Genomic DNA, 25,899 nt, shown 5'->3' on the forward strand with positions numbered 1-25,899 from the left:
TTGATAAATAGTGAAATGAAAGGAAAATGATCTGCAATGTGAATATAATGTTAAAACCAAGTTGGGGAAGTTTTAAAATTCTGCTGTTTTATAGATGTAACTACGAATTGATAGTAAAATCTGTATGAGAAATTTAAATTTTAAAGATATTCAGGCATTTGTTTTCAGGCTTTGGCAAAGAGAGGTTTCAGACGAAATAATTTCGGAGAAAGAAACGGAACTTTTAGATCAGTGGAAGATCAATGTAGAGAAAGATCTGGAAAGCAATCATATTCTGGAGTCTAAAGCAAGAGTTCTCTTAGTTTTGGAATCTTATTTAACACAAACAACCTATATAAATCATCCGAATAGCTTTAGAAAGTATTTTTACCAAATTGCAGCTGTCATTTTACTTCTGTTTTCAGTAGGAGGCATTTTCTCTTATAATACTTTCTTTAAGCCGGATGTCTATGTCGCAGAAAAAGGAAATCAAAAAATATATCTGAAAGACGGTTCGGTGGTTACATTGTTTCCGGGTGCAGAACTTACTGTTGAAAAATCATTTCCGGCCGATACCAGAATGGTTGCTTTAAAAGGGGACGCTATTTTTTCGGTTGCAAAATCTAAAAAACATCCTTTCATTGTTCGTGCAGATGGTTTCAGTACCAAAGTTTTAGGAACGGTGTTTAAAATTACACAGTCTGGCAATGATAAAGCGGTGGATCTTTATGAAGGAAAAGTTGCCGTTTCGTATGTAGGTGCACCTGTTACATTCCTGAAACCTAATCAGAAATGGACAAACTTTGGAGTATCTCGTACAGCAGCAGTCATTTCTTTTACAAATGCCACTACATCTACCAAAAAATTACCTTCATTATTATCATTAAGTTTTAATGATGTTATGCTGAAGGAAGTAGCAGAGGTTCTTCAGAAAAACTACAGCATCAGCATTATTTACCCTAAAGAATTGGCAGAGAAGAAAATAACGGCAGATTTCACTGGCGGAAATACCGATGAAAATATTGAGGCATTGGCATTTATCCTAGACTTAGAGGTTCAGAAAGAAAAGCAAACCTATATTTTCAAAAAATAGCCTTTTGTAAGCATTGAAAACTAATAATCAGATAAAATTTTAATTAAAAGAAAACGTAAAAATGAAAAGTGTGAAATGTGGTTTTACAATTGCGGCTCTGTTCTTTACAGTAACAATAGAAGCCCAGGAATTAGTTCAAAAAGTATCTTTTTCTGCGCCGGTAGGTAAACCACTGATAGAAGTTTTGGAAGAATTTGCCGGAAAAACCAGAATGAGACTGGTATATTCCAAAACAGATATTAAAGAATTAAAGGTAAAAAGTATTAAGTGTGACAATATTCCTGTCAATGAATGTTTAAAAGATATTACAAGTGGTCTTCCTATTGTGCATCGTCTTCGGGGAGATCTCATTTCAATAAAATATCAAGGGTCAGATGTCTCTGCTCTAGGTGACGGCAGGGTTTCCGGGAAGATAGTAGATGAAATTGGTAACCCTGTGATCAGTGCAGACGTAAGCATTGCTGGAAAGAATGCATTAACAGATAGCAATGGTGATTTTTCGATAGAACTTCCTTCGGGATCTTATACATTAATTGTGAAAGCTACGAAATATGATGTTTTACGTGTAGAAAAATTATCGATCGTAAATAATCAAACCAACACTGTTTCATTTGTGATGAGGTCAGCTTCTGATAAGATCGCGAGTATAAAAGAAGTTGTGATTACAGGAACTCGAAAAGCAGATACACAGGCAGGATTATTGGCTTTACAGAAAAAAGCAGCACAGATGAGTGACGGAATTTCGGCTGAACAAATTTCCAAAACACCCGATAATGATTTGGGAGGAACGCTGAAAAGGATAACAGGTATTACTACAATTGATAATAAATATGTAGTGGTGCGCTCGATGGGAGAACGTTGGAATACAGCAGCGATGGATGGGATCAATCTTCCAAGTACAGAAGCTTATAACCAAAATTTTTCGTTCGATATTATTCCCAATTCCATGGTGGAAAGTGTGATTGTGAGCAAAACAGCTACTCCGGATATGAATGCAAGCTTTGCGGGAGGTTTTGTAGAAGTTAAAACTAAAGATATCCCCAACGAAAGCTTTACTACGGTAACAATGGGAACTTCCTACAATGATCAGACAACTTTTAAGGAATTTCTTACCAGAAAACGCGGAAAATATGATTACTTCGGGTATGATGACGGAACGAGAGATTTCCCTTTGGGCTTGAAGTTTACAAATTGGGAAAACCCTTTGTTCTTTGAACAATCGAGACAGTTTAAGAATGATAATTTTACCAATTATGCTACAATAGCAGATATGGGATCTAATTTCCAGATCGCGTTGGGAAGAAATTATAAGCTTAAAAATAATAGCAAATGGGGATTTGCAGGAGCTTTGATTGTAAGAAACGAACAAAATAAACTAGAGATCGATCACACAGGAAGAGGAAACTGGTTAGACACAAGTTACTTGCTTTCGGATTGGCAAACAACCGGCTCAAATCCTGTAGAATTTTACAACTTCAAAAACCAGGGAGCCTCATATAATTATAATTCTACGGTTGCCGGAATGTTGAATTTTGGATTGCAGCTGGGTAAAAACAGATTTTCATTCAGAAACTCTTATACTCATATTTATGATAATACCCTGACCAGAATTACAGGCTGGAATGAATATACTTCAGGAAGTGGTTTGCCGGCTAATGCAGAATTGGCTTACAATTATTTCTACAACGGAATTGTTCCCAATAATGATCCTGAACAGATAAAAACTTTAGACAGACCTTATACAAATAATGCCAATTATCCGATTTATCAAACTCTTTTACAAAATAAAATAGAAGGAAGTCATAAAATAGGTAATGTAGCGGTAGACTGGTTTGCGGCAAGAACGGGTGTAGCATCTGATACAAAAGATTATACATTGCACAATACGCTTTATAATTTCATCGGGACTGAAATTATAGCGTATCATGAAGCTAATAACTCTTCCAGCGATTTTGCGAGAGGGTATATAGAAAATAAAGAAACAGATTATAATTATGGTGCCTCTTTTAAATGGGGTAAAGATTTAGGAGATTTTAAAAATGATATAAAGGCCGGTTATGCAGGAGTATCTAAAAGCAATACCAATTTTCAGCAAAAATTTCTCTTAAGAGTTGACGAAAAAGTAACAGGAAGCAATCTTATGGCTTTGCAGGGTGCACTTTCTGAATGGTTGGATGGTTCGCACTATGTACCTGGTGGAATCGGATGGCAGACAAGACCGCTTTACACTGACGAACAATATAAAGGTAAAGTGGAGCAGCATGCAGGGTTTATTATGTTTGATAATCGATGGAAAAGCAAATTTAGATTGGTTTGGGGATTGAGGGCAGAATATTTTAAATATAAATTGCTTTCTCAGCAGCTAGATCCTAATGATCCACAGAATGTTTACAAAGAGGCGGTGGAGGACAAACCTTGGCAATTCATGCCTTCTGCGAATTTTACTTACAGCCCGACCAGTAAAACCAATGTGAGGCTTGCCTACAATAGAATGGTTATTCGTCCTCAGTTTAACGAAAGAACGGGATTGCCCTATTTTGATCCTATCGCGAACGGACTGATTCATAATACAGAAATGGTGTCGTCTGTGGTGAATAATTATGATTTTAAATTGGAATGGTTTCCAGGTTTAGGTGAAATATTCTCAGTCGGATTGTACTACAAAAATATAGACAGACCCATCGAAAGAGAAGGGTATATTTCAAATGAAGGAAACTTACATCTTTATAACGGGAATTCTAAAAATGCAGAACTGAAAGGATTTGAGGCTGAGGTAAGAAAAAATTTAAGTTTCATCGAAGCAGATTCTTTTTTCGAAAAACTCTTCATCAGCGGAAACTTCACCTATAACGATACCAAGGTAATATCTTTTAAAGACAGAACTAAAACCACAGATCTTGATGATACTTATGAGGTAGACAGACCGCTTTACGGTCAAACTCCTTATGCTTATAATTTAGGACTGATGTATGATGGTGAAAGGTTGGGAATAAGTCTTTTGTATAATGCAAAAGGTGAGCAATACATTACTGTAGGGTATGGTTACAACGGAGAAGAGATTCAAAGACCTTATGCAGTTGCAGATGCACAGCTTTCGTACAAATTTTTAAGAAACAGAAATTTGGAGGTGAAGTTTAATGCAAGAAATCTTTTCAATAGAGTGAAAGAGTTTTATAATAATTTCAATTCTTATTCGGTATCCAAAGGCGGCGGTTTACAAACAGAAAGAGAAATGCTGGAGCTTCTTCCCGGTGCTACCAATAAATATGATAAAAATATTGATAAAATTTTATTTCGTGCTTACAGCGGAAGAATATTCGGCTTAAGTGTGAACTATACTTTTTAATTATAAAGATAAAGAAAAGAGCTCAGTAGTGAAACGTACAGGTTTGGTATCCTGAAAGTGAATCAAAAAAATATAACTGATGAACGCGCAACACAGTTTCAGATTCATAAAAAATAACCAATGCCATCCGTTGTCCCAGACATTGGCAAAGAAAAAGGGAACTCTTCGATATAGCTCCTCCTGTAGCGTAGAGTAATAAAAACCAAATTGCTGAAATACAGAGGCGTGTATTTCTAAATTTTTTAAAAATCAGGCCGGAAAATATTAACCAGAAAGCTTGATGTCCAAAAAACTTTAACAATGAAAAAATTAACTTTAATCGCTGTAGCAGCATTGTCTCTTACTGCTTGTCAACATGATTCTTTAGTAGATTCTTCAGACTCTTTTAACATGAAAGCTACTTCTGCTGAATATCTTACTGCATCTGCTCTTCCTGTAACTTCAGTTAGCGGTGACATCACTTCTAGCACTGTCTGGAGCGGAGTAATAGAAATCAACGGTATTGTATCTGTAAAAAACGGAGCCACGCTTACTATTATGCCAGGTACATTTATTAAAGCTAAACCTAATGCGATAGGTGAAGGTTCTGGTATTTTGGTCATTACAAAAACCGGTAAAATTAATGCAACGGGTACAGAGTCTCAACCGATTATTTTTACAAGTTATAATTTATTAGACGGAAACGAAGATACTACGGCAACTTCTGGAGATTTCGGTGGAGTAGTGATCTTAGGAGATGCTCCTACAAACGTTCCTACAACAACTACTGTAGAAGGTTTAACAGGAAGTGATTTTTATTTCGGAGGTTCAAACACTGCTCACAACGGGGGAACCATGAAGTATGTTCGTATCGAGTTTGCAGGTTATGACTTTGTAGGTGCTAATTCTGGTAACGAAGTTAATGCTTTGACATTGGCCGGTGTTGGAAATGGTACTACTTTAGATCATATTCAGGTTTCTTTCGGTCAGGATGATTCTTTTGAATTTTTCGGAGGAACAGTGAATGCTTCTAACCTGATTTCTTTTGCTGCAGAAGATGATAACTTCGATTTTGATAACGGATATACAGGTACAATTACTTGTGCTCTTGCATTAGCAGATACCAACTCGTCGCATACCACAAGTGGTGGCGTTTCTGATACCAACGGTATCGAGCTAGATAACAATGCTTCAGGTACTTCAACTTCGTTGCTTACCCACCCTGTAATCAATAACCTAACTATCGTAGGACCAAGTACAAATGTATTTTCTACAGTTCCGGGGGTAGGTCCTGCTTACGAAAACGGAATTCATATTAGAAGAAACGGTAGATTAACATTAAATGATGCTGTTATTACAGGATATCCTACAGGGATAAAAGTAGAAGGTTCTGGTTCAGAATTATCTTCTGCATCTATCTATAGCTCGATCAAAGTTCATGGGTTTACCACTTCTGTTACAGGTCTTGGTACAGCAGGAATTCCTTCTGGAAACTTGTTTACAGGAGCTTCTGCTCAGCTTTTTGGTATGAGCCAGCCGTTTTTCAACATCGGAGGTTGGAATGTTTCTCCAAGAAACTGTGGTAACTACGACGGTATCTGGACAAAATATAATTTTGGTACAATAGACTAATACTTATCAAGCAGGGAGTGTAGCTTTTACATTCCCTGCTTTTACTTTTTTAATATTAATAATTGGCATTATGAAAAAAATAATTTTATTATCTGTAATACTTTTATCGAAGGCGGTATTTGCTCAAATCCCTGTTTGGATGAATACATTTGAAACACCAAGTGACTTACAAGGATGGACTTTCTATGATACAAACGGAAATGGAAACGGTTGGATGCAAGGACAAAATATCTATCACAACGGAACTTCATTAGCATACGGAACTGCAGGTGTTCTTCGTCATTCTATCAATTTGGTTCCTACAGGTAATGCAACAGGTTTTGCAACTGAAAACGATTGGATAGTTTCTCCGGAAATAGACCTTACGAATGTTGGCGGAACTATTACTTTAGCAGGATATATCGGAAGACAAAGGTCTAGCCATGCAAGTGTAAGCAGAGATTTATACATTTTTGTAAGCACCTCTCAGAAGCCTGTTCCAGGTCTTGCAGATTTTCAACAGTTAGCAACTGATGCTCAAAGTGCAGGTGGTGCAACATATAGATTTAGTGCTTCAAGTAACCTTCCGTCTGATCTTACACAGTTTGCAGAATCTTTGGTAAACATCTCAGCTTTTGCAGGAAAGAAAATTTATATAGGCCTTTGGTCAAACAGAATTTCATCCGGAGGAGCACCAAATTCTCAGAATATCAATATAGATGAGATGGCAATCTATGCTTCCGTTTTAAGTACAAAAGAAGTAAAAACGGGAAAAGCATTAAGTAAAATAATAGAAAATCCTGTATCATCTTCCTTACAAATAAAACTTGATGCAGCTTTAAAAGAAAACAACACAACAGTAAGTGTCTATAATATGGGCGGTCAGCAGATTTTAAAAACAAAATATTCTAAAAATATCAATGTAGCAGAATTTTCGGCAGGTACTTATATTGTTGAGGTATCAGACAGAATAGTCTCTGAGCGAATGAAATTTATTAAAAAATAGATTTCTCTTATAAAAATTTATAACCATGAAACTAAAACATATCCTCTGTAATTTTTTATAATTAAAACAATTGTTCTCAGCTTTTTATGTTTGGGCTGAGGCAATTTTTCTCATAAACAGTTTACTTTTTAAAATTAAATAAATGAAAAATATTTTAGCGCTGACTGTATTTTCACTGCTTTTTTCTTGTACAGACAATAGTTCTTTAGAAGTTTATGATAAAATTCAGAGGGCAGCACAGATAAATATTAAAGGATACTCAAAACCAGATGTTATTCAGATGAGACTCAACGGAGTTCCCATATCTGTTAATGGAAATACTTCTTACACCGAGAAAATAGAAACTCAGCTCAATTTTGTTGTAGACAAAGGTGAGACCGACGAAATTGGAATTTACAATAATCAAACCGGAGCTCAGATTGCTAAATACAATATCAATTTTGATAATGCTTTAGATTTCAAAGACTTGTATTTCTTTAATCTACCCGGAATTTATTTACAAACGTATGCTGTGAAACCTCAGGTTAATTTGGGCAGAGTAGGATTCGAATTTATTTTTCCTAATCTTGGTGAATTTTCGGGAGCATCTTTAGAAGGGGTAAAAGGTATTTTGAAGAGAGAAAACGGAACTGTACTTGCCGAATTTGATCACATTGGAAAAAAAGATTTTACAGCTGTTAAAATTTACACATTTTTCAGCGCTACGGCTCCTGTTTATCTGGAACTGTATAAAATTGGAGCCAATATTCCTTACACGGGTTCAGGTATTATAAAAGTGACTTTAAAACAGGATATTGGCGCTAATATGATTGTTCTTCAGGAAAAAATGGAGAATGGAGTTTGGGTAGTGAAAGGCGATATTGATGTTGCTGATTATTTATAAATAATCTTTAAATTTTATGAGCAAAACTTTTTTTAAAACTCAGTTACTGGCTTTAATTATATTATCTTTTTTGATAGTTTCTTGCAACCGTACAGATGATGAGGTGCCCAATTTTCCCGAAGGTAGCACCGAATCTGTGAATGTTTGGGTTCAGGACAGCATGAGACGATATTACTATTGGGCAGATCAGATGCCGCCAAAGCCCAATTATCATCTTCCGGTAAAAGACTTTTTTAAAAGTTTGTTGCTTCCTCAGGATCGTTTTTCATTTATCATTAATACAAGCGATGCATCTACTTATCCTCGTTCGGTAAGAAATATGTATGGCTTTGATTATGCTGTTTTGCAGTTGGAAAATGGTGAAATTGTTACGGTCATAAAATTAGTTTTGAAAAATTCTCCCGCTCTGAATGCCGGATTGGAAAGAGGAATGATCATCAAAAAAATCGACGGACAAAATATTACCGCTTCTAACGCGGAACAATTAACTTCATCCATAGCCGAAAAAACGATGATCGAGCTTACCGTAGGAAATTGGCAAAACGGATCGGTTGTTAATGAAAAAAACATTACAGTTTATTATGGGTATACTTTTGAGCAGCCTTTGACGTCTAAAATATTTGATAAAAACGGAAAGAAAACAGGATATCTTTATATTTATGATTTTCCGGATGGGATGAGTCAGGCTCTCAATCAGAAATTCGCAGAATTTAAAAGTGCGGGAGTGCAGGATTTGGTTCTTGATCTCCGATACAATTATGGAGGTTCTGTTTCATCAGCTGCAGCACTTTGTGCGTTGATTCCGGCAGGAATTTCTGCAAATTCTCAGTTTATTACCTATAAAGGAAATAAAAACGGGGGCGAAGTTAAAAGGTCTTTTTCACAACAAATTGCTTACGCTTCCAATGCGATTAATTTTAATGCTTTACAAGCCAATTCTCTTGGTTTACAAAAAGTATATGTTTTAACCTCAAAAAGCACTGCTTCTGCTTCTGAAATTGTTATCAATAATCTAAAACCTTATATGGAAGTCATTCAGGTTGGTGAAGTTACATTAGGAAAAGACATGGCCGGATTTGTAATTGAAGACAAGCGAAAACCTAAAAAAATTACTTGGCAGATACATCCTGTTATTTATAAAGTATTCAATGCCAATGGTGAAGGGAATTATAATAATGGGATTTTTCCGCAAATCTCTGTTAATGAATTTATATCATTGCCATTACTTCCTTTAGGCGATCCTGACGAAATATTGCTTTCTTCTGTGATGAATAAAATTTATTCAAAGTCTGTACATACAGAAGCTCAATCAAAAAGCGTAAAAATCTTATTTCAAAGTGATCGTCCTTTTACTGTTCTTTCAAAATTAAATTTTAAGTAAAATATGCAAGGTATCGAACCAAAATTTCATAATACTCTCATCGAAAGAGCTAAATATTACCGTTACTTATTGGTCGAATCACAAAAAGATACTGATTCTAATTACCCCATAGATATTGATGAAGTTTCTGAATTAGGTAATCTTTATGAAGAATATCTGAAAAATAAAAGCCAGCTTGAAAAAAGCATAAAAAAATACAAGGAATGTCATAAAAAAGCACAGGCACAGCTATCTTTAAAAATCCGAATTGTAAGAAGAAATTTAAGAAACGGATAAAGGTTTTACTTGAATTAAAAACTGTGAGTAATTTAATTAATTAAAAACAATAAATTACCGTAGACAACTATAAAGCTTCGTACAATATTATTAAGAATAAAATAATCCCACACTAACCATGTGGGATTATTTATTAATATATTCTGGCAATATTTGCTGTGTAAATCAGTCCAGATATGTACCACATATTTCTCATAAAATATGACACGAGAAAGATGAGGTGATGTTTGATAAGTTTTTTGAAACTTACTGCACAACCAGGTAAGTTTCATTTGTTGCGGGCAAATAAAACCAAAAGGATTCTACAAGTGTATTGCTGCCAATCTGGTAATCATATACCGGGGTTGTTCCGCATGGTGCAGAAAAAGCATCATCTCCCATCATATATTGGTCTCCGGTCTGTACCCCGTTTGCGTCTTTTGTCAAAAACCAAGAAAACTGCCAGCGTGTAATTGGGCTTACCGTAGTTAAGAAACCTGAATTCGGAGGGACATGGTTGGTAATTGCCCCTGTAGCCGAAGTTCTAGCTGACCAGCCTCCTATATAGGGTAAACTATCATTGTAATCTAAAATTGTTGCAGAAGTAGACGCAGGAAATTCATATGAAGTCCACACCGATGGTAAGCAATTTTGGCTTCCTCTGGCAAACAATCTTCCCTGCATATTGTAAACACTATAATTAAAAAGATTTAATGTACCTTGAGAAAATAGTGAATTTGAGATAACGCAAATTAAAATTAAAAAAAGTTTTTTCATAATATTTTTTATTGAATTATAAAATAAGTTTCACCTCCTGAAACGAACCAAAATGCCTCGTATGCCCATGGAGCGCCCCCTTCATAGTCAACAAGCGGGGTATTGCAAACAATAGTTCCCACGCTACCGCCACCATATGGAACGCCGCCACCGCTGACATAATGCAGAGAGAACTTATTGAGTTGCCAAGACGTTGTGGTCGCATAAGGTGTATTCAAAATAAGGTTGGTATGAGCCTGAGTGGTAACAGCACCACCTGCTGTATATACAGTCCAGCTTGGTATCGGAGGATTTACGAGCCCGCTCTGGTAATAGCCGTTATAAGTTACAGCTGCCCCTGGTGGAACAGGAACCGGATGATTAGTTCCATTAAAACTTGGTAGACAGTTACCATTGCTTGAATTATAACCCACCAATGAATTACTCAAATTATATGCAGTATAATTAAATATGTTTATTTTTCCCTGCCCAAAAGCAAAGGAACATATAAGAACCAGAGTGATAGAAATATATTTTTTCATGGCTCAATTTTTAGTTTTCTGATTTAGCATTTTGTTCCATCCCGCGTAATTTCTCAAAATAAAGCTTTGTCGCCTGAGAAATAACTTTTTCTTTACCCTCTCTTGATTCTGCTTTTGCAAATTCAATACGGTTAACTGTTAATAAATTGTTGGAGGCCTTATAGAGTATGTCAAGACTTCGTTCATTGAGTTGTGCGCCCAATCTCGATTTTTCTTCTGGTGTAGATCTGTTTTCAGGTTTCATCAGGGATTTTAAGGCGCCGTCAAAATTTTTCATTTCCTGCGTTTTTGAATTCTCAAGAGTACTGATAGCTGTTTGTTCGTTTGAGCATGACGCAAATAGTCCCGCTAAAGCAATCATCAATGTAAAAGTTAGTTTTTTCATGTTTAAAATTGTTTAATAAATTGTTTTTAGGTTTTATGATAAGGTCTTTATGTAGGTTTTATGTAAACAAGAAAGGAGAGCTTATGATCCCTATTGATCTAGATTAAATTGGTTGAATTTTAAGGAGAAATATTTTCAAAATATATGCATTAAACTCCTTCTAGGGTATACAAGAAAGTTTAGGATAGTTATCTCAAAATTTTGAGTTTGCTAAGTACATTTGCTGTAAAGATCAGGGAGTTTCTGGGCATGTTTTACCCGATACAATTTTTGTATAGTTGTATATCTCATATTAATAATTTGAATGGTTTTAGTTGAATATCACTAACAGTGAAATTCGTTACAAATGTAAAAAATAAATTTACATATCAATTGTTTTTTATGATTTTTTTAATTGCGAATTAATTATTAATAATGATTTAATATTGTGTTTTAATTTTATTTTTAAAACAAAAACATCAAAGTGTATAAATAATTTATATATTTGTCACGAATCTTCTTTGGATAGATTTACACTAATAATCACATCAAAACTATTAACATGATACATTTTTGTATTAAAATGTTATGTAAAATAAAGCAATTTTCTATTTCTTTATTTGCATATCATCCTCACACTTATTATCGTCACAAACTTTCAATTACGAAGAAGTTTCAGAGGCTCATTTTGACTCTTCCGAAACCGGTCTAATTAGATCTCAATGGAGATTTTAACGTGAAATTTATTCACTTACAATATTATTTGTGATCGCTTCACTGCCTGAGCATTTACCTCGCTATGTATTGAGTTCTGCATTACCCATAAAACGTATACTTACATATACTGATGAGTTTAACTTATTGTGAATCATAGTGCTATAGGGTTTATTCCTGTTTTTGTTGCAGAGTTTATTTGTTGCGTCGGTAAAAGGGTTAAAAAACTACCATCAACTTTAAAGGGTCAAAATTAAATATAGTTTAAACTAAATATATTAACCAAAAATCAAAAAAAAATGAGAAAAATTGCTTGCATAGCCATGTTAAGCTTATTAACAGTCAGTTGCCAAAATGAACAAAGGCAAAGCACAGAAGTGACAGAAACAGTAGTATCTCTAAAGAGTGATGCTATGGAAAACTTCGAGAATGCTTTAAAAACAATAGCAAAAGGTCAGACGAGATTTATTGATAGCAATAAAGCGCTTAATGAAGAAGGTGTCGAAGTTTTGCTGCCAGCAGCTTCACAACTATTGATTGATAATAACATGTCAGAGACTGAGCTTAAAAGAATGGAAAAAAGAAAAATTCTTAAAAAAGGATTCTCAGTGTATCATGAAAATCTTGCGCAATACAGAAATAAAATTAAATCAAACTAATAACTATTTATCATGAAAAAATTATTAATCTTATGTATCGCTTTAGCATCTGTTCCATTTTATAAAGCATATAGCATTAGTGATGAGATGCAGATACTTAATTACAGCAGATATACACTTGGTGGGCATATCAGTGCTCGTGCTGACAATTGCTTTCCTGCACTGAGAGGAGAATTCAGTGATAATATATATCCTGATGGCGATCCATTAGGGAGAAATGTGACTTATTACAAAAAATTTAGAAATTCTCAAAATGCCATTGTTCCCATTACCCAATGGAGGGTTGCAACTACTGCAAATACCTATGTCACTCAATCTGCAAACAATCCTATTTTAGATAATCCGTTTGGAACTTTGGCAAGATGGGGTGGGATTGAAGTTGAGTATTGGAATCCGAACGGTGGGCCTTATGACAATGGAGGTTTTGCATTAAATTATGATGTACGGATGGAATCACCGGGAAGTCCGAATGTCTGTTTATTATACCCTATGAATTATACTGATGCTAATGTGACTGTAACATCATTTTATTTGGATCCAACAGCACCAGATGATTATGTTGTGGTGATTGTAAATTCATAATAATATAAATTAGTTTCAAGCCCTTAAATTCAATGCTTAAGAGCTTTTTTTACTAAATTTAAAATGTTATGAAGGATAATGATTTTATTTAGATTAGAAATGCTATAAAAGTAAATGGCACCAACTGTCTTTTGTTGGCGCCATTTAGCATTGTACCCATAACCGAAGAGATGTCGGAATATCTGGTGGAAGATTTAGAAAGAATCATGGAAGTTTCACAACCCCAGTCTTTATGATTTATTTTAAATGGTGGATTAAGTGCAAGTCTTTTTACCATAAAGACTGTCTCATAACAAGCGGTCTAATATCGTTTATGTAAAATAAAATTTCAACTTCTTATATCGCAAACTATATGTTCTGTGCTGAAAATATAAGTAATTGAACAATTATAATTTGACTTTATTATTCTGAAAGTTTGAAAGTAAACTCGTTTCTTGAATCTGTTTTATAAGCATATTTTTGGGTAATTGGCGAAATACCGAAAAGAGGAGAATATGTTTTCACTTTTACCGTTTTATTATCCGGATAGAACTCAATAATTCTCAGCCAGCCATCACCTCCGTTACCATCACGATGACCACCACCTTCACTTTGCATATCAAAAAGCATCTGATTCACGTTTTTCCCATAACTGTTGTGATCTACACGAAAACCTTCTCCTGAAATATGGCCACTTAATACCAATTGGAGATTTTGAGACGGCTCTATCAGCTTTTTCCATATTTGTTCTCCGTTATTAGATTCCGGAAGTACGATGGTTTTTGATTTTTGCGGAACATTGTTTATTAGAAAAGGCTCATACATAAACCACGAATTTGCTTTATCAGTTCTCTTATCTTTTTCATTTAAAAAGGCGTGGGTGATTAAAATTGATTTATGGTTTTTGTATTGAGGCATATCCAATACTTTTTTAGCCCATTCCAATGCTTTATTTCTTGGCGCAAATTCAAGGCTGAGAAATAAATAGTCCTGGCCATTTAATCCTTTCAATTCTAAAACAGAATTTTCCATGCTTGGAGCACCGGCATCATTAAAAAAGTTCTGTGCTAAATATTTCTGATTTAAATAATTAAAATTAGACGGAAAAAACTCGTTGTAACGAGAAAATCTTCTGCCTTCTTCATTAATACTAAAATCATGATTTCCCGTTGCAGCAACGTAAGGGACTTTTCCATTCAGCCTTCCTAAGATTGACTGCACAGATTTCCATTGGTCATCTGCACTTTGGTCGCCATCATATCCTTGATTAAGTATGTTATTATGTTCCACCAAGTCACCAACCTGACAAACCATTTTAATATTTAACGGAGAAATATTATCCTCAATCCATCTTACCATCAAATCTAGAACAGGCTGGTTTCTGTTCCACTTCACATAGTTTTGGGTGTCCGGTATCAGGATGATGCTCCATGATTTTTCATTATCTAATTTTGGAGTCTGAAATTTGTCCTGTGCAAAAATCACTGCAGACAGTAGTAAAAGCAATATTGATATATTCTTCTTCATAATTTTTCTTTAAAATTAATAACCAGGGTTTTGTTTTAATAATGGATTTGCGTCCATTTCTGATTGTGGTATCGGCCAATATTCATCTTTATTTGGCGTGTACACCACTTGCTGTGTTGAGAAAGATGCTGAAGCTTGTGAATGATTATAAATAGGATTCGCGCTTTCATCAAAACCTGTTATTACAGATTTTGTCCAGTTATTTCCGTTACGGTTTAGGTATAAATATCCGTTCATCACGGTGTTTGCAATGCCCCAACGTCTGATGTCATACCATCTCAATCCGTCATTTGCCAGTTCTACTTTTCTTTCGTATCGAAGGGCTTTTCTCAATTGAGCCTGTGACATTCCGGTCGGTAAAGCCGGCATTTTCGCACGCAATCTGATCTGATTAATCATATCATAAACCGAATTATCCAACTGATTCGACTCAATTTTTGCTTCTGCGTAAATCAACATTAATTCTGATAATCTGAAAATCCCAACATTTAAATCTGAATTTCCACTTACCGATGTAGAATTAAAGTCAGCAATATCAACTGTCTTTCTCCAGAGATAGCCGCTGAAAGAACGATAGGCGTTCGTTGCATCAGCATTGTTCACTTGTGTTGGTGCTCCTGCCGACCAATAGTTGTTTACTTTTGTGAAAGAAGTGTGGGGCTCAAATTGATACCCAAGATACCTAGAATGTGGTCGTACAGCATACATATCCAGACGTGGATCTCTGTTTTTAAATGGATTTGCATTATCGTATAAAGGAGAATCTATGATTGAAAGTCCATCGATCATCTGATAAGAATCGATAAGATTTTGGGTGGGTCCCCAGTAGCAAACGCCTTTGCCCAAACGAGACGCTGCATAATATTGCTGATTATGAAGATAACCGGGTACATTCATATTGAATTCAGCAACCCAAATCCATTCTTTACTTGCTGAAAAACCATTATGTCCAAATATATTACTCGGATCAGGCTCTCCAACGGTATGATCTTTACCAACGTAATTCACAGAAGCATTAAAAGGTGTTAAGCTATAAACTCCTGCTGCTGCGTCTAAAGCCTGTTTTGAAGTAACGGCGGCGGCGGCGTATTGTTTAGAATAAAGCTCTACTCTTGCTTTTAGCATTAAAGCTGCTATACGGGATGCGCGCACATTTCCATATTGTGATTGTGAAATAGGAAGTTGAGGTGCAACTGCTCCAAGTTCTGCAATAATAAACTGCTGAATTTCTGCAACAGGTGTTCTTGCAACATTAGCATTTTCAAGCGTAACTGATGATTTTATTAATGGAACATCACCGTAAAGTTCGATCAATTGAGAATAGGCATAAGCACGAATAAATCTTAATTCTGAATCAAGCTCAGATTTTTGCGCAGCGGTAAGTCCTGCAATTTCATCTAATTTATCGAGAACTGCGTGGCATCTTGCAATTGTTTTATAATGAATTTCCCATGGTTTTATGGTTAATGCATTGGTCGTGGTAATAGAACTCGTGATAGGAGAGGTGTAGTTGGTTCCAGGTCTTGCATATCCGATATCCGTAATATTATCCATCACATGCCAGATCGGCGTACTCGCAGCGTCGATTGTACTTAAGTTTCTGTATGCAGCAAAAAGACCCATTTTTCCTTCGTCATAAGATGCGGGAAAAGTTTCGGATGTTGGCCCGTTAAGTGGTTCTAAATCCATATCGGCGCTTGAGCACGAAGTGATTATGGCTAAAAGAGATATTTTTAAAAAGTTTTTCATTTTTTTTTTAGAATTAAAATTTAACATCAATACCAAACGAAACGGTTTTTACCTGTGGATAATAATTTCCACCTCCCAAAGCGACGCCGTCAGAACTCCCAAGATTATAATTAATTTCAGGATCATATCCTTCATAAAAATCAGTGACAGTCAAGAGATTTTGTCCATTTAGATAGAGATAGATGCTTTGCAGAAATGTGTTCTCAGTAAAAGATTTAGGTAATTCATATCCGATCTGTACATTTTTAAGACGCATATACGCTGCACTTCTCATCCACTTGGTCGAGTTTTGTGTGTTGTTTGTTGATGTAAGGGAAACACGTGGAAATTCAGCATCGGTATTTTCAGGTGTCCAATAATCCAATTGCCAAGGTTTCACAGCACTTGAGTTAACCGCAGGAATGACATAATGTGAATCTAAATAACCGTCAACTTTACCAACACCCTGTATCAATGCGGATAATTTAAAACCTTTATAAGATAAACCCATATTAAACCCATAAGTATATCTTGGTACAGTACTTCCGATAATGGTTCTGTCAGCATCTGTAATTTTTCCGTCCCCGATTGGATTTCCGTTTGCATCAAAAGCTCCGGCAATATCCTTATATCTGATATCTCCGGGTTTTAAAGTTCCAAATTGTGTAGGACCGGCATTAATTTCTGCCTGACTTTGATATAATCCATCAGCAATAAATCCATAAATAGAATTTACTGAAGATCCAACCTGTTGACGAAGAAGCGTTCCGGAAGACTGACCTTTCATGTCAACGATTTCATTTTTAACGTCAGAAAGATTAAAACCAATATTCATTTTAAAGTCTCCCCATCTTTCATTGTACTGCGCACCGATTTCCCAACCTTTGTTGCTTACTGTTGCAGCATTTTGTACGGGTGCTTCCAAACCTGTAAGCTGAGAAGTATTTAATCTTAAAAGAATTCCATCAGTTTTTTTATTGTAAATATCAAAAGTAAGGTCTAACTTTCTCCATAAAGATAAATCGACACCCAGACCTGACATTGTAGTTTCTTCCCACTTCAGATCAGGGTTAGACATGATTAATTGCTGGATCGTTTGATATACAACTCCGTTCATTGAAGTGCTTCCCAATGATAAAGGTTCTGAAAAAGGATAATACGAAGAACTGATATTCTGATTTCCCAGTTTTCCCCAAGATCCTCTGAATTTTAACTGGCTGATCGTTCCTCTTAAACCTTCGAAAAAGTTTTCTCTCGAAACCACCCAACCCGCAGAAAATGACGGAAAAACTGCCCAACGGTTTTTGCCGATAAACCTCGATGTACCGTCATATCTTACATTTGCTTCAAATAAATATTTCTGATCGAAATTATAATTAAATCTTCCAAAAGCAGAAACCAATAACCACTCATATTCTGATCCTGCATTATCTTTGGTTTCGTTATCTGCACCTGCATCAATCACTTCGTAGTTGTCATAAAGAAAATCTCTTCTGTAACCGGATAATATTTTTTCGTTATATGTTTCTCTTGAAGCTCCGGCAAGAAGCTCAAAACCGTGTTTACCAAAGTCTTTTTTTGCGTCTGCCTGAAACTGATAGGTTCCGTAAAACTGACGTCTTGCAGATTCTGTAAGTTCAGTAAAAGTGTTGGCAGAACCTGCTTCTGTTCCGTCTTCATAATAAGTTGGAACACTTTTTCTGAAAAGATGAATATTGGTCGTAAGATAACGTGGAGCTATCATACCTTTTAATGTTAACCAATCGGTAGGTTTGTAAGAAATGTTCATGTTTCCTATAAATTCCAGATTATTCTGTTTACGGTTTCCACCATTTTCGATATAACCGACCGGATTGATTTTTACCCATCCGTCAGAATAATTTTCACCATAATAAATGGGGATGTTGGTGGGCATTCTTCCAAGATAATTCCAGACCGTTCCTTCATCGGCAATCTGTGTTCTATCTTTATTTAAGAATGACATATCGAGTCTGATATTCCATTGGTCATTCGGGGTAATATCCATGTTATTACGGAAAACAAATCTCGTAAAGTCAGTGTTTTTAATAATACCTTCCTGTTTCGAATATCCAAATGACGGCGATACACTTATAATTCCTGATTTCGCGGATAAAGAAAGATAATGATCCTGCAAGAATCCGCTTCCCTGAAGAATCGCTTTTTGCCAGTCGTAATTGCTTGGATTTTTGTTGTATTCGTTTCTGAAATCATTGATGGCTTCGTCACTGTATATCTTTGTACCATTGTCATTCATGCTTGCATCATTGAATACTTTCATGTAGGTAAGGCCATCCGTAACTTTTGGTATTGCTGTAGCTCTTTGCCACCCTGTATACATTCTGTATTGAGCAGTCAGCTTATTTCCCTTCGCACGTTTTGTAGTAACAAGAATAACTCCACCCGCTGCTCTGGAACCATATATGGCAGCAGAAGCAGCATCTTTTAGAACAGAAATAGACTCGATCATGTTTACATCGACATCATTGATATTTCCTGCAACACCATCAATAATCACCAGAGGATTGCTGTCTGAACCTCCAAAACTGTTGATCCCCCTTATTCTTATATTTCCGGCATCACCTCCTGGCGCACCTGTTTGGGTAGTGACCGTAACACCCGGTGCAAGACCCTGTAAAAGATTACCGGCCGAAATTACTGGTTGTCCTTCTGCTGTTGAGCCCTTCACAACGGAAACGGACCCTGTGATAATAGATTTTTTCTGTGTACCGTAACCGACAACTACAACTTCTTCTATCTGTTTTTCCTGATTGCTTAAAGTATCTTTTTTGGGTTCTAAATTATTTTCTGCAAAAGAAGACCTAGTGGAAGCTAATTTTCTAAGGCTTACCGTATTATTCTGGATTTGATAATCTAACGGAACACTTTTTTTCAGATAGTTTAGACTTTGCTGTAATGATGAATAATTGATTTTGCTTTCATCTACCCAAATGTTTTTAAAATCTGAGGCAGAATAAAAGAATTTGGTCTTGGTAGATTTCTCTAATTTTTTAAGTATTTTGACTAATGAAACCTGCCGCTGGTTATTGGTGACAGCCATTTTAGTCTGGGTTTGTGCATAATTTTGCACGGGAAGTCCCATAGCGACGAGTAAAGCAATAGAAATTGCAGTTTTTTTCATAAATTTGAAGAGTTGATTTATTATTCTTAAGCGAGTTTTGAATTAATTACAAGCACTGATAACGCCACATTATTGGTGCTGTTTTTTTTAATGTAGAATTATTTCATTTTCATTTTTAATAGTAGTTTTTAGATTAAACGGATAATTGATGATGGAAAGAATTTCTTTCAGATTTCCTGAAAATGAACCCGATACCTGGTTTTTAGCAATGTTGTTAGGATAAGTTATTTTGGCTCCGTACGTATTTTCTATTTCGTTTATAGCATCCTCGAAAGTTGTGTTTTCAAAAGTGAAAGTTTTTACGGCAGTTACCGCGTAATAATGATAATCTTTTTTGGCAGGAGAAGTGCTCCAGTTTTCATTGGGTAGGAGATAAGTCAGTTTGCCGTTGTGATTGACTTTTACCTTTCCTTCAAATAAGTTGACCTTTTTTTCATCCGATTTCTGATCAACTGAAAATTTAGTTCCCAAAACTTCAACACTGAAACCGCCTGCATCTACGATGAAAGGTTTAGATTTATTTTTTGCTATCGAGAAAAAGCCTTTTCCTAAAAATTTCACGTTTCTGTATTTTTTTCCAAAATCTTTATTGATTGATAATTTACTGTAAGGCTCCAAGGTGATAATGCTATTGTCAGACAATCTGAAAGTTTTAGAAGATTCCTCGGTTTGCAATACTATTGCTGATAAACTAATTTTTGGTTGTTTTGACTCAAAATCTTTGTAAAAAAACAAAATTCCGAATAAAGGCACCAAAATAGCCGCAACCAGCCAATAATATTTTCGCTTATTATTTTGCTTAATTCTCCCGTTTATTACGCTCCAGATTCTGGAATCGGTTGCAGAATCCATTTCCTGTTTTTCTTCGGAAACCTTTGTCCAAATTTTTTCAAAATATTTTTGAGAATCTTTCATACAAATACAATTACGCAGCAAAATAAAAATATCCACCCCGAAGAGATGGATTTAATAATTTGTTTAAACTGCTTAATATTTCGTTAAAACAGATTGAGGTTGGTCTTTATATGTCGGATGACTTTATTGACTTGCTTTTCTACAGCTGTTTTTGAGATGTTATTTTCTTTTGCAATTTGAGAATAGCTTATTTTTTCTAATTTGTTTTTATAGAAAAAAGTTTTGCTTCGTTCTGGAACTTTTTCAAGAAGATTTTGTATTTTTTGCAATTGCTCTTCTTTAAATTCATTATCTGTTTTTTCTGAATCGGCTTCGTCTTTTATCAAACTTTCATCTGAAAAAGAGAAGAGCATTTTATTTTTTCTGTAAAAATTAGAAACTTCCTGCTGAGCTGTTTTGAAGATAATAGCTTCTAAAGTATGAGGATTTTTAAGAGACGAAGAATGTTTCCAGAGATGTACGAAAATCTCCTGTACAACGTCTTCCACATCTTCCATATTTGAAATAAACTTTTTGACAAAAAAGTATACCTGATGTTTGTAATCTAAATATATTTTTTTAAAATATTCCATTATAAAGCACCAAACGGTTTTGATGCATGGCAAAAGTAGTCAATTCGTGTCAGGCTAATATCAAGTATATATTAACTAATAAAGTTGTTGTTGTTAATTTAGCAGTTGATTTATTGCTGCTTAAATATCATTACCGATCCGCCAGTATTAATTAACCTGAGTTCGGGATAAGAGTTGAAAATAAATTTGCAATAAAAAGCAATAATTCGTACATTTAAGTATCTAACATTCAAATGTTTAAACGAATTATTGCTTATGATTCTGAAAGACCAAATTACAAATATTTTTGTACAAGTTGACGATTTTTGTAAAGAATTTGATTCCCAAATCAAACAAATGAAGTTTCAGGCGCTGGGAGATCAAAAGAAGAGAAGAAACAGAAGATCTATGATGTCCGATTCTGAAATCATTACCATCATGATCGGTTTTCATCTCGGTGCACACAAAACATTTAAGCATTACTACCAGGAAATAGTGTGTGGCTACTGGAAAAATTTGTTTCCAAAAGCCCTTTCCTACAATAGATTTATAGAACTTCAGCAAAGAAGTTTTGTGGTTTTTGCATTGTTTCTGAAAGAAAAATGTTTGGGTAAATGCACGGGAATAAGCTTTATGGACAGTACCACTTTGAAGGTTTGTAGAAACCAAAGGATACACAATCATAAAGTTTTCAAAGGTTTGGCAGAACGCGGAAAATCTTCAATGGGCTGGTTTTATGGGTTTAAACTGCATTTGGTTTGTAATGAAAAAGGAGAACTTCTATCTTTTTATTTAACGAAAGGAAATGTTGATGACCGAAATCCGAAACATATTAAAAAAATGACAGAGCAGCTTTTTGGAAAACTCTTTGCCGACAAAGGATATCTTTCCAAGGCTCTCTGGGAGATGCTTTTTGCTGATGGAATCCAGCTTTTCACAAAGCTTCGTAAGAATATGAAAAATCATATCATGAAAATGGAAGACAAGATTTTGCTTCGAAAAAGAGCCATCATTGAGACGATAAATGATGAATTAAAGAATCACTGCCAAGTGGAACACACCAGACATCGAAGCGTGAATAATTTTATGATGAATATTTTGGGAAGTCTTTCAGCATATTGCTTTTTCCCAAAAAAACCATCATTAAACTTGAAAAAAGTAAATGATGGTCAATTATTTTTAAGCTTTCTTTAACCCGAACTCAGGTTAATTAGATCTTTTGTAGGGTAAAATATATAATAACTTTGTAAGAACACGATTCTTATACTCTTTAACTTTAAGCGTATGAAAAGATCAGAAAAGATTACAGTTTGGAATGGAAGGTTCAGGCAGTATCTTTAGCTTATTACAAATCTGAATCATAAAATTGAACAGAAATTGAACAGTAAGTTTGCTGGAATTTAACCTGTACAATATGCTCATTAATCTCGATTTACTCCATGCCCACGGAGGAATGTTCCAAAAACATTACACCGATATCTCATACTGTCTGAAAAATACAGCCAAAAAAAAGCCCTCTCCGAAGAGAAGGAAAAAACACAAAGTTGAAAAAAATAGCATTAAGCTATGCGCAGTGATTGAGGGATAGTAATTATTGTGTTTTTAGTCAAGTGATATGATATATCAATTATTTCCAGTAATTCCACTGTGCACCGTCATAAACGGCCATAGTAGATGAAGTTGCGTCGTAGACCATAGTTCCGGCCACAGATCCTATCATGGTTGATTGCGGATTTGAAACGATAGGGAGCACCAGCGCTCGCGTTGTTGATTCTAGTACCAATGTTCCCGATTTTGTTGTTGTGGATGCGCCGATTATAACACCAACATTAGAAGTACTATCAGATGCCGAATTATTAAAGGAGTGAAGAACTCCGGCATTTAGTTCGGTTAGATTGAGCCATCCACCGTTTCCGTTGGCATTTCGTTGCTCCCATACCTGAACAGCTTTGCTCGAGGTGTTGAAGACAAATGCTCCCGGAGTATTTCCATTGACAGATTGAACAGAAGGCACAATAATGCCTTTGTTTCCTGTTCCAAATTCAAGAAGAACACTGCTGTTTGTAACCGATGTTTTTCCGATCGCAATTTGAGAATGCATTATGTTTGACATGCTTAATAATGCGATACATAAGCTTATTTTTATTATTTTTTTCATAATGTTTGTCAATATGTATGGTTTATTCGTTACATCCTTTAGTGATACAGTTCCAGCCTCTTCTTGTATTGTCGACTGCAGGATTATTTCCTCTGTAGAGCTGTACACATCCAAAATCAGTATTGTAAATTAACATTCCTTCAAGAGGAACTAAAGCATCTCGCTGTAAAGTAGTCATGTGCGTAATCACCAATCCCTTATCTGCTGAATCTAAAGCCAAATGACCGTTGGGAATGGTTTTCGGCCAATCTTGTACAGTGACATTTGATTTGGTAGTGATTCCGAAATTGGTATAACCTACGGGAGTGCCTGCAGCACCTGGGTTAGCACAAATACATAAAGTCTGGTTTAGCCCATAACCTCTTCCTGACATATTCGTCGCGCCTACCACGTTTTGAGTTGCTACCACGGTGTTTGTTCCGGTGGGATTCCAGGTTACTGTGTTAAAGGAGTTTCCATTGATGAGTTTTAAAGGAAATAGCGGACCACCGGAAGTTTTGCTTCCAAACATGGTAATTGTTCCGGTAGGACTAATATTTACCCTGATAATCGGATTAGTTTCGGTTCCTGTCATATTGTAGATAAAAGAAGTAGCTGTTTCATAACTACTGTTATCTACAAATTGTACATTGATACCAGATGTTCCATTAGATTGAAATTCCATTTCCTGCGTGGCAAGTGGTGTTCCGTTGATCACCATATTGAATGAATTATCAAGTTTTGTAATATCGAGTACGAAACCATAATTCGCAGCTGGCTGATTGAAACTTTGTGTTACAGGATTTGAGGGTGCATTATTGTTATAACTCCAGCTAAAACTTGAGCCATTGACGGGTTTTGTACAAATATCTTCAGCAGCGGCTAACCCGAATTTAATATTTGAGATTACCGGATTTGCGGTATTAAATTTAATTGGAATCCTTAGATTGGGAGTGCCACCCTCTACACCGTTACCGGAAAGATTATTAACTCCAAAATCTTCACCTACTATTTGCCAACCAGTAGGTAAGATAGGTGACGAAAAACTGTAAGTTCCACTGACGTTTCTAGTGTCAATCAGAACATTATAAGTATTGCTGGTTTCAAGGATAGTAGATGGGAAAACAAAAGACCCATTAGAATTCACAGGTACTTTCGATAAAATTGTATTATTCGGTGCAAGAAGATATGCATAAAGAGGTAACGCCATTACCGATCCCATACCATTACCATTGATTGCAGCATTCCCGTCAATATCCCGGTAAACATTTCCGGTGATTGTTCCCGAAGCTACATCCGAAGCGACAAAGAAGCCTCCACCTCCCATAAAGTCAAGACCACCATTTACAGTACCATCAGTGTTGGCAGGTACATCAGTAAGATTGATAAGATCATTTGTTCCCTGAATAACATCTCCCGGATATACCGCAATTCCGTAAATAACCTGCCCGCCAGTTACTCCCATCTCTGAAAACGTAATAAAATCACCTGAAATTGCCTGTAAACTTATATTTTCAACCGGCTTTATAAGATTATCAGCTGCGGTAGGGTTTGCACCGTTTCCATTCTGAAAGACTACACTGGTAAGCGTATATCCGGTACTGCTAAAATTACTTTGGCTTCGGCTTACGAGATTACCAATTCCGGAAACCTTTCCTGCTGAATCCAAAGAAGTGATAACCGCTATCTTATAATTGTCGTTTCCGCCCCTGTCGAGTAACAATGCACCAAGCTTACTGAGACTTACATTAGATGGGATTACAACTCCGGCATTTAATATAAGGTCTACTCTTTCGACATTATTAGACGTCCCGCTTGTCGCATTTGAGAATATATTATCAACCCCTCGATTAATTACGTAACTGTTGATTAGTGATTCTAAATTATCAATATATTCTGCTTTAAAATAGATGCTGTTACCATTGATCAGACTGTATTCAAAAAAACCGGTGAATTTGTTACTATTCTGTGCGAGGGTAGATGAACTAACTTTACGATTAATAACGATCCTGTCATAGGGAAGGGATCCTGATTGAGTCAAAGGAACATAATTCATACTGTTGAATTGAAATGCCTGCAGCTTTGGAACATTACCAACCGTATTAGCTCCGGTTCTTCCAAAATTAAGATTGTAATTTGTAGAGCTCAAATATCCTGTAGTGCCTGTATTATATCCGGCTCTTATCACGTTGCTTGTTGTTGCTGACTGAGTCTGATTAACGAGATAATTAGAAGCAGTTTGAGCAGGTAAATGTGAACCTATACTCAAACATAAAAAATAGAGAGAATTTCTTAATGACATGTTTTTGTGTTTATTATTTAGTATTTTTCAGTTGAGCCTTAGCGTTAGATTTTATTAGCTTTGATCATTTAATCACGACTGCAAATCTATTATTAGCGTACTGAAAGCGAAAGATTGTGTATTACCATATTCAGGAAAGTGGTAATGGTCTACTAAAATACTGAAGTTGATTTGCTCGATTTATTGTAATGTAGCATGTATGTTTTTAAATATATTTTAGCTGAAAAACTTCATGAAATCATGTGAATGCGTTGGTAACATAAGATTTAAGTTTGTGGTCGAAATTACTTGCAGAATACTTTAATAACCATTACAGAATGTGTTTTATATCAATATCTTGTAATTTTTTTCCTTATAATGATAAACTTTCCCGATATCGGTAAATATTGATTCTTATTTAATATGAATTATTTTATCTTTTGGCTGGAAAATTTTAACTTTATCGCACAA

The 25,899-nt window shown here is 35.5% G+C and carries 21 protein-coding genes; 10 read left to right on the forward strand and 11 right to left on the reverse strand.

The features are described from left to right. Nucleotides 1-124: 124 nt before the first annotated feature. The 7 genes from EG358_RS11025 (at nucleotide 125) to EG358_RS11055 (ending at nucleotide 9,554) form a co-directional block, all read left to right on the forward strand. Nucleotides 125-1,072, forward strand: coding sequence for a FecR family protein (locus EG358_RS11025; RefSeq protein WP_076562879.1), 948 nt, complete (start codon nucleotides 125-127; stop codon nucleotides 1,070-1,072). Between the two features lie 61 nt (nucleotides 1,073-1,133). Beyond that, nucleotides 1,134-4,418 carry a TonB-dependent receptor gene (locus EG358_RS11030; RefSeq protein ID WP_076562882.1) on the forward strand — a complete coding sequence of 1,095 codons (3,285 nt, stop codon included), beginning with the start codon at nucleotides 1,134-1,136 and terminating at the stop codon, nucleotides 4,416-4,418. Between the two features lie 300 nt (nucleotides 4,419-4,718). Further along, entirely contained in the window at nucleotides 4,719-6,029 is a 1,311-nt protein-coding gene (locus EG358_RS11035; protein WP_076562884.1) for a hypothetical protein, read from the forward strand. 70 nt (nucleotides 6,030-6,099) lie between these two features. After that, nucleotides 6,100-7,014 (forward strand): T9SS-dependent choice-of-anchor J family protein, encoded by a 915-nt coding sequence (locus tag EG358_RS11040; RefSeq protein WP_076562886.1) that lies wholly within the window; start codon nucleotides 6,100-6,102, stop codon nucleotides 7,012-7,014. A gap of 142 nt (nucleotides 7,015-7,156) precedes the next feature. Continuing rightward, nucleotides 7,157-7,897, forward strand: coding sequence for a hypothetical protein (locus EG358_RS11045; protein WP_076562888.1), 741 nt, complete (start codon nucleotides 7,157-7,159; stop codon nucleotides 7,895-7,897). A gap of 16 nt (nucleotides 7,898-7,913) precedes the next feature. Continuing rightward, nucleotides 7,914-9,278, forward strand: coding sequence for a S41 family peptidase (locus EG358_RS11050; protein WP_083677105.1), 1,365 nt, complete (start codon nucleotides 7,914-7,916; stop codon nucleotides 9,276-9,278). 3 nt (nucleotides 9,279-9,281) lie between these two features. Then, nucleotides 9,282-9,554, forward strand: a complete 273-nt coding sequence (locus tag EG358_RS11055; RefSeq protein ID WP_076562890.1) for a hypothetical protein — start codon at nucleotides 9,282-9,284, stop codon at nucleotides 9,552-9,554. Between the two features lie 246 nt (nucleotides 9,555-9,800). On the opposite strand, the gene EG358_RS11060 is transcribed toward EG358_RS11055, so the two are convergent. The 3 genes from EG358_RS11060 to EG358_RS11070 are packed head-to-tail and all read right to left on the reverse strand — an operon-like array spanning nucleotide 9,801 to nucleotide 11,216. Further along, a complete protein-coding gene (locus EG358_RS11060) occupies nucleotides 9,801-10,310 on the reverse strand; it encodes a hypothetical protein (protein ID WP_076562892.1) in 510 nt (169 codons plus the stop codon). A gap of 8 nt (nucleotides 10,311-10,318) precedes the next feature. Further along, nucleotides 10,319-10,831 carry a hypothetical protein gene (locus EG358_RS11065; RefSeq protein ID WP_076562893.1) on the reverse strand — a complete coding sequence of 171 codons (513 nt, stop codon included), beginning with the start codon at nucleotides 10,829-10,831 and terminating at the stop codon, nucleotides 10,319-10,321. Between the two features lie 10 nt (nucleotides 10,832-10,841). Continuing rightward, nucleotides 10,842-11,216, reverse strand: coding sequence for a hypothetical protein (locus tag EG358_RS11070; protein WP_076562895.1), 375 nt, complete (start codon nucleotides 11,214-11,216; stop codon nucleotides 10,842-10,844). A gap of 992 nt (nucleotides 11,217-12,208) precedes the next feature. Between EG358_RS11070 and EG358_RS11075 the strand changes: the two genes are divergently transcribed. Next, the gene (locus EG358_RS11075; RefSeq protein ID WP_076562896.1) at nucleotides 12,209-12,568 is read left to right on the forward strand and encodes a hypothetical protein; all 360 of its coding nucleotides are present in this window, start codon (nucleotides 12,209-12,211) and stop codon (nucleotides 12,566-12,568) included. 12 nt (nucleotides 12,569-12,580) lie between these two features. Then, nucleotides 12,581-13,150 (forward strand): hypothetical protein, encoded by a 570-nt coding sequence (locus EG358_RS11080; protein ID WP_123890092.1) that lies wholly within the window; start codon nucleotides 12,581-12,583, stop codon nucleotides 13,148-13,150. A gap of 88 nt (nucleotides 13,151-13,238) precedes the next feature. Here EG358_RS11080 and EG358_RS11085 read toward each other — a convergent pair whose 3' ends face one another. The 6 genes from EG358_RS11085 to EG358_RS11110 all read right to left on the reverse strand — a co-directional run bounded on the left by EG358_RS11085 (nucleotide 13,239) and on the right by EG358_RS11110 (nucleotide 21,031). Continuing rightward, nucleotides 13,239-13,427, reverse strand: coding sequence for a hypothetical protein (locus EG358_RS11085; RefSeq protein ID WP_123890094.1), 189 nt, complete (start codon nucleotides 13,425-13,427; stop codon nucleotides 13,239-13,241). A 125-nt stretch (nucleotides 13,428-13,552) separates the two neighbouring features. Then, nucleotides 13,553-14,656, reverse strand: coding sequence for a metallophosphoesterase (locus EG358_RS11090; RefSeq protein ID WP_076562900.1), 1,104 nt, complete (start codon nucleotides 14,654-14,656; stop codon nucleotides 13,553-13,555). Between the two features lie 15 nt (nucleotides 14,657-14,671). Next, nucleotides 14,672-16,405: a RagB/SusD family nutrient uptake outer membrane protein gene (locus tag EG358_RS11095; RefSeq protein WP_076562907.1), complete on the reverse strand. Its 1,734-nt coding sequence runs from the start codon at nucleotides 16,403-16,405 to the stop codon at nucleotides 14,672-14,674. A 13-nt stretch (nucleotides 16,406-16,418) separates the two neighbouring features. Next, nucleotides 16,419-19,544: a SusC/RagA family TonB-linked outer membrane protein gene (locus tag EG358_RS11100; RefSeq protein WP_228421471.1), complete on the reverse strand. Its 3,126-nt coding sequence runs from the start codon at nucleotides 19,542-19,544 to the stop codon at nucleotides 16,419-16,421. An 87-nt stretch (nucleotides 19,545-19,631) separates the two neighbouring features. Then, complete coding sequence (locus EG358_RS11105) at nucleotides 19,632-20,459, reverse strand: FecR family protein (protein ID WP_076562901.1); 828 nt, start codon at nucleotides 20,457-20,459, stop codon at nucleotides 19,632-19,634. 83 nt (nucleotides 20,460-20,542) lie between these two features. Further along, nucleotides 20,543-21,031: an RNA polymerase sigma factor gene (locus tag EG358_RS11110; protein WP_076562903.1), complete on the reverse strand. Its 489-nt coding sequence runs from the start codon at nucleotides 21,029-21,031 to the stop codon at nucleotides 20,543-20,545. Nucleotides 21,032-21,286: 255 nt separating this feature from the next. Between EG358_RS11110 and EG358_RS11115 the strand changes: the two genes are divergently transcribed. Next, nucleotides 21,287-22,204, forward strand: coding sequence for an IS982 family transposase (locus EG358_RS11115; protein ID WP_394337935.1), 918 nt, complete (start codon nucleotides 21,287-21,289; stop codon nucleotides 22,202-22,204). A gap of 433 nt (nucleotides 22,205-22,637) precedes the next feature. Here the strand turns inward: EG358_RS11115 and EG358_RS11120 are convergent, their stop codons facing one another. Both EG358_RS11120 and EG358_RS11125 read right to left on the reverse strand, forming a co-directional pair. Beyond that, on the reverse strand, nucleotides 22,638-23,168 hold the full coding sequence (locus tag EG358_RS11120) for a hypothetical protein (RefSeq protein ID WP_076558053.1): 531 nt from the start codon (nucleotides 23,166-23,168) through the stop codon (nucleotides 22,638-22,640). Nucleotides 23,169-23,190: 22 nt separating this feature from the next. Further along, nucleotides 23,191-25,449 (reverse strand): autotransporter outer membrane beta-barrel domain-containing protein, encoded by a 2,259-nt coding sequence (locus EG358_RS11125; protein WP_123890096.1) that lies wholly within the window; start codon nucleotides 25,447-25,449, stop codon nucleotides 23,191-23,193. Between the last annotated feature and the right edge of the window lie 450 nt (nucleotides 25,450-25,899).

It is taken from the genome of Chryseobacterium indoltheticum (genome assembly GCF_003815915.1).
In the GTDB taxonomy this organism is placed as follows: Bacteria; Bacteroidota; Bacteroidia; order Flavobacteriales; family Weeksellaceae; genus Chryseobacterium; species Chryseobacterium indoltheticum.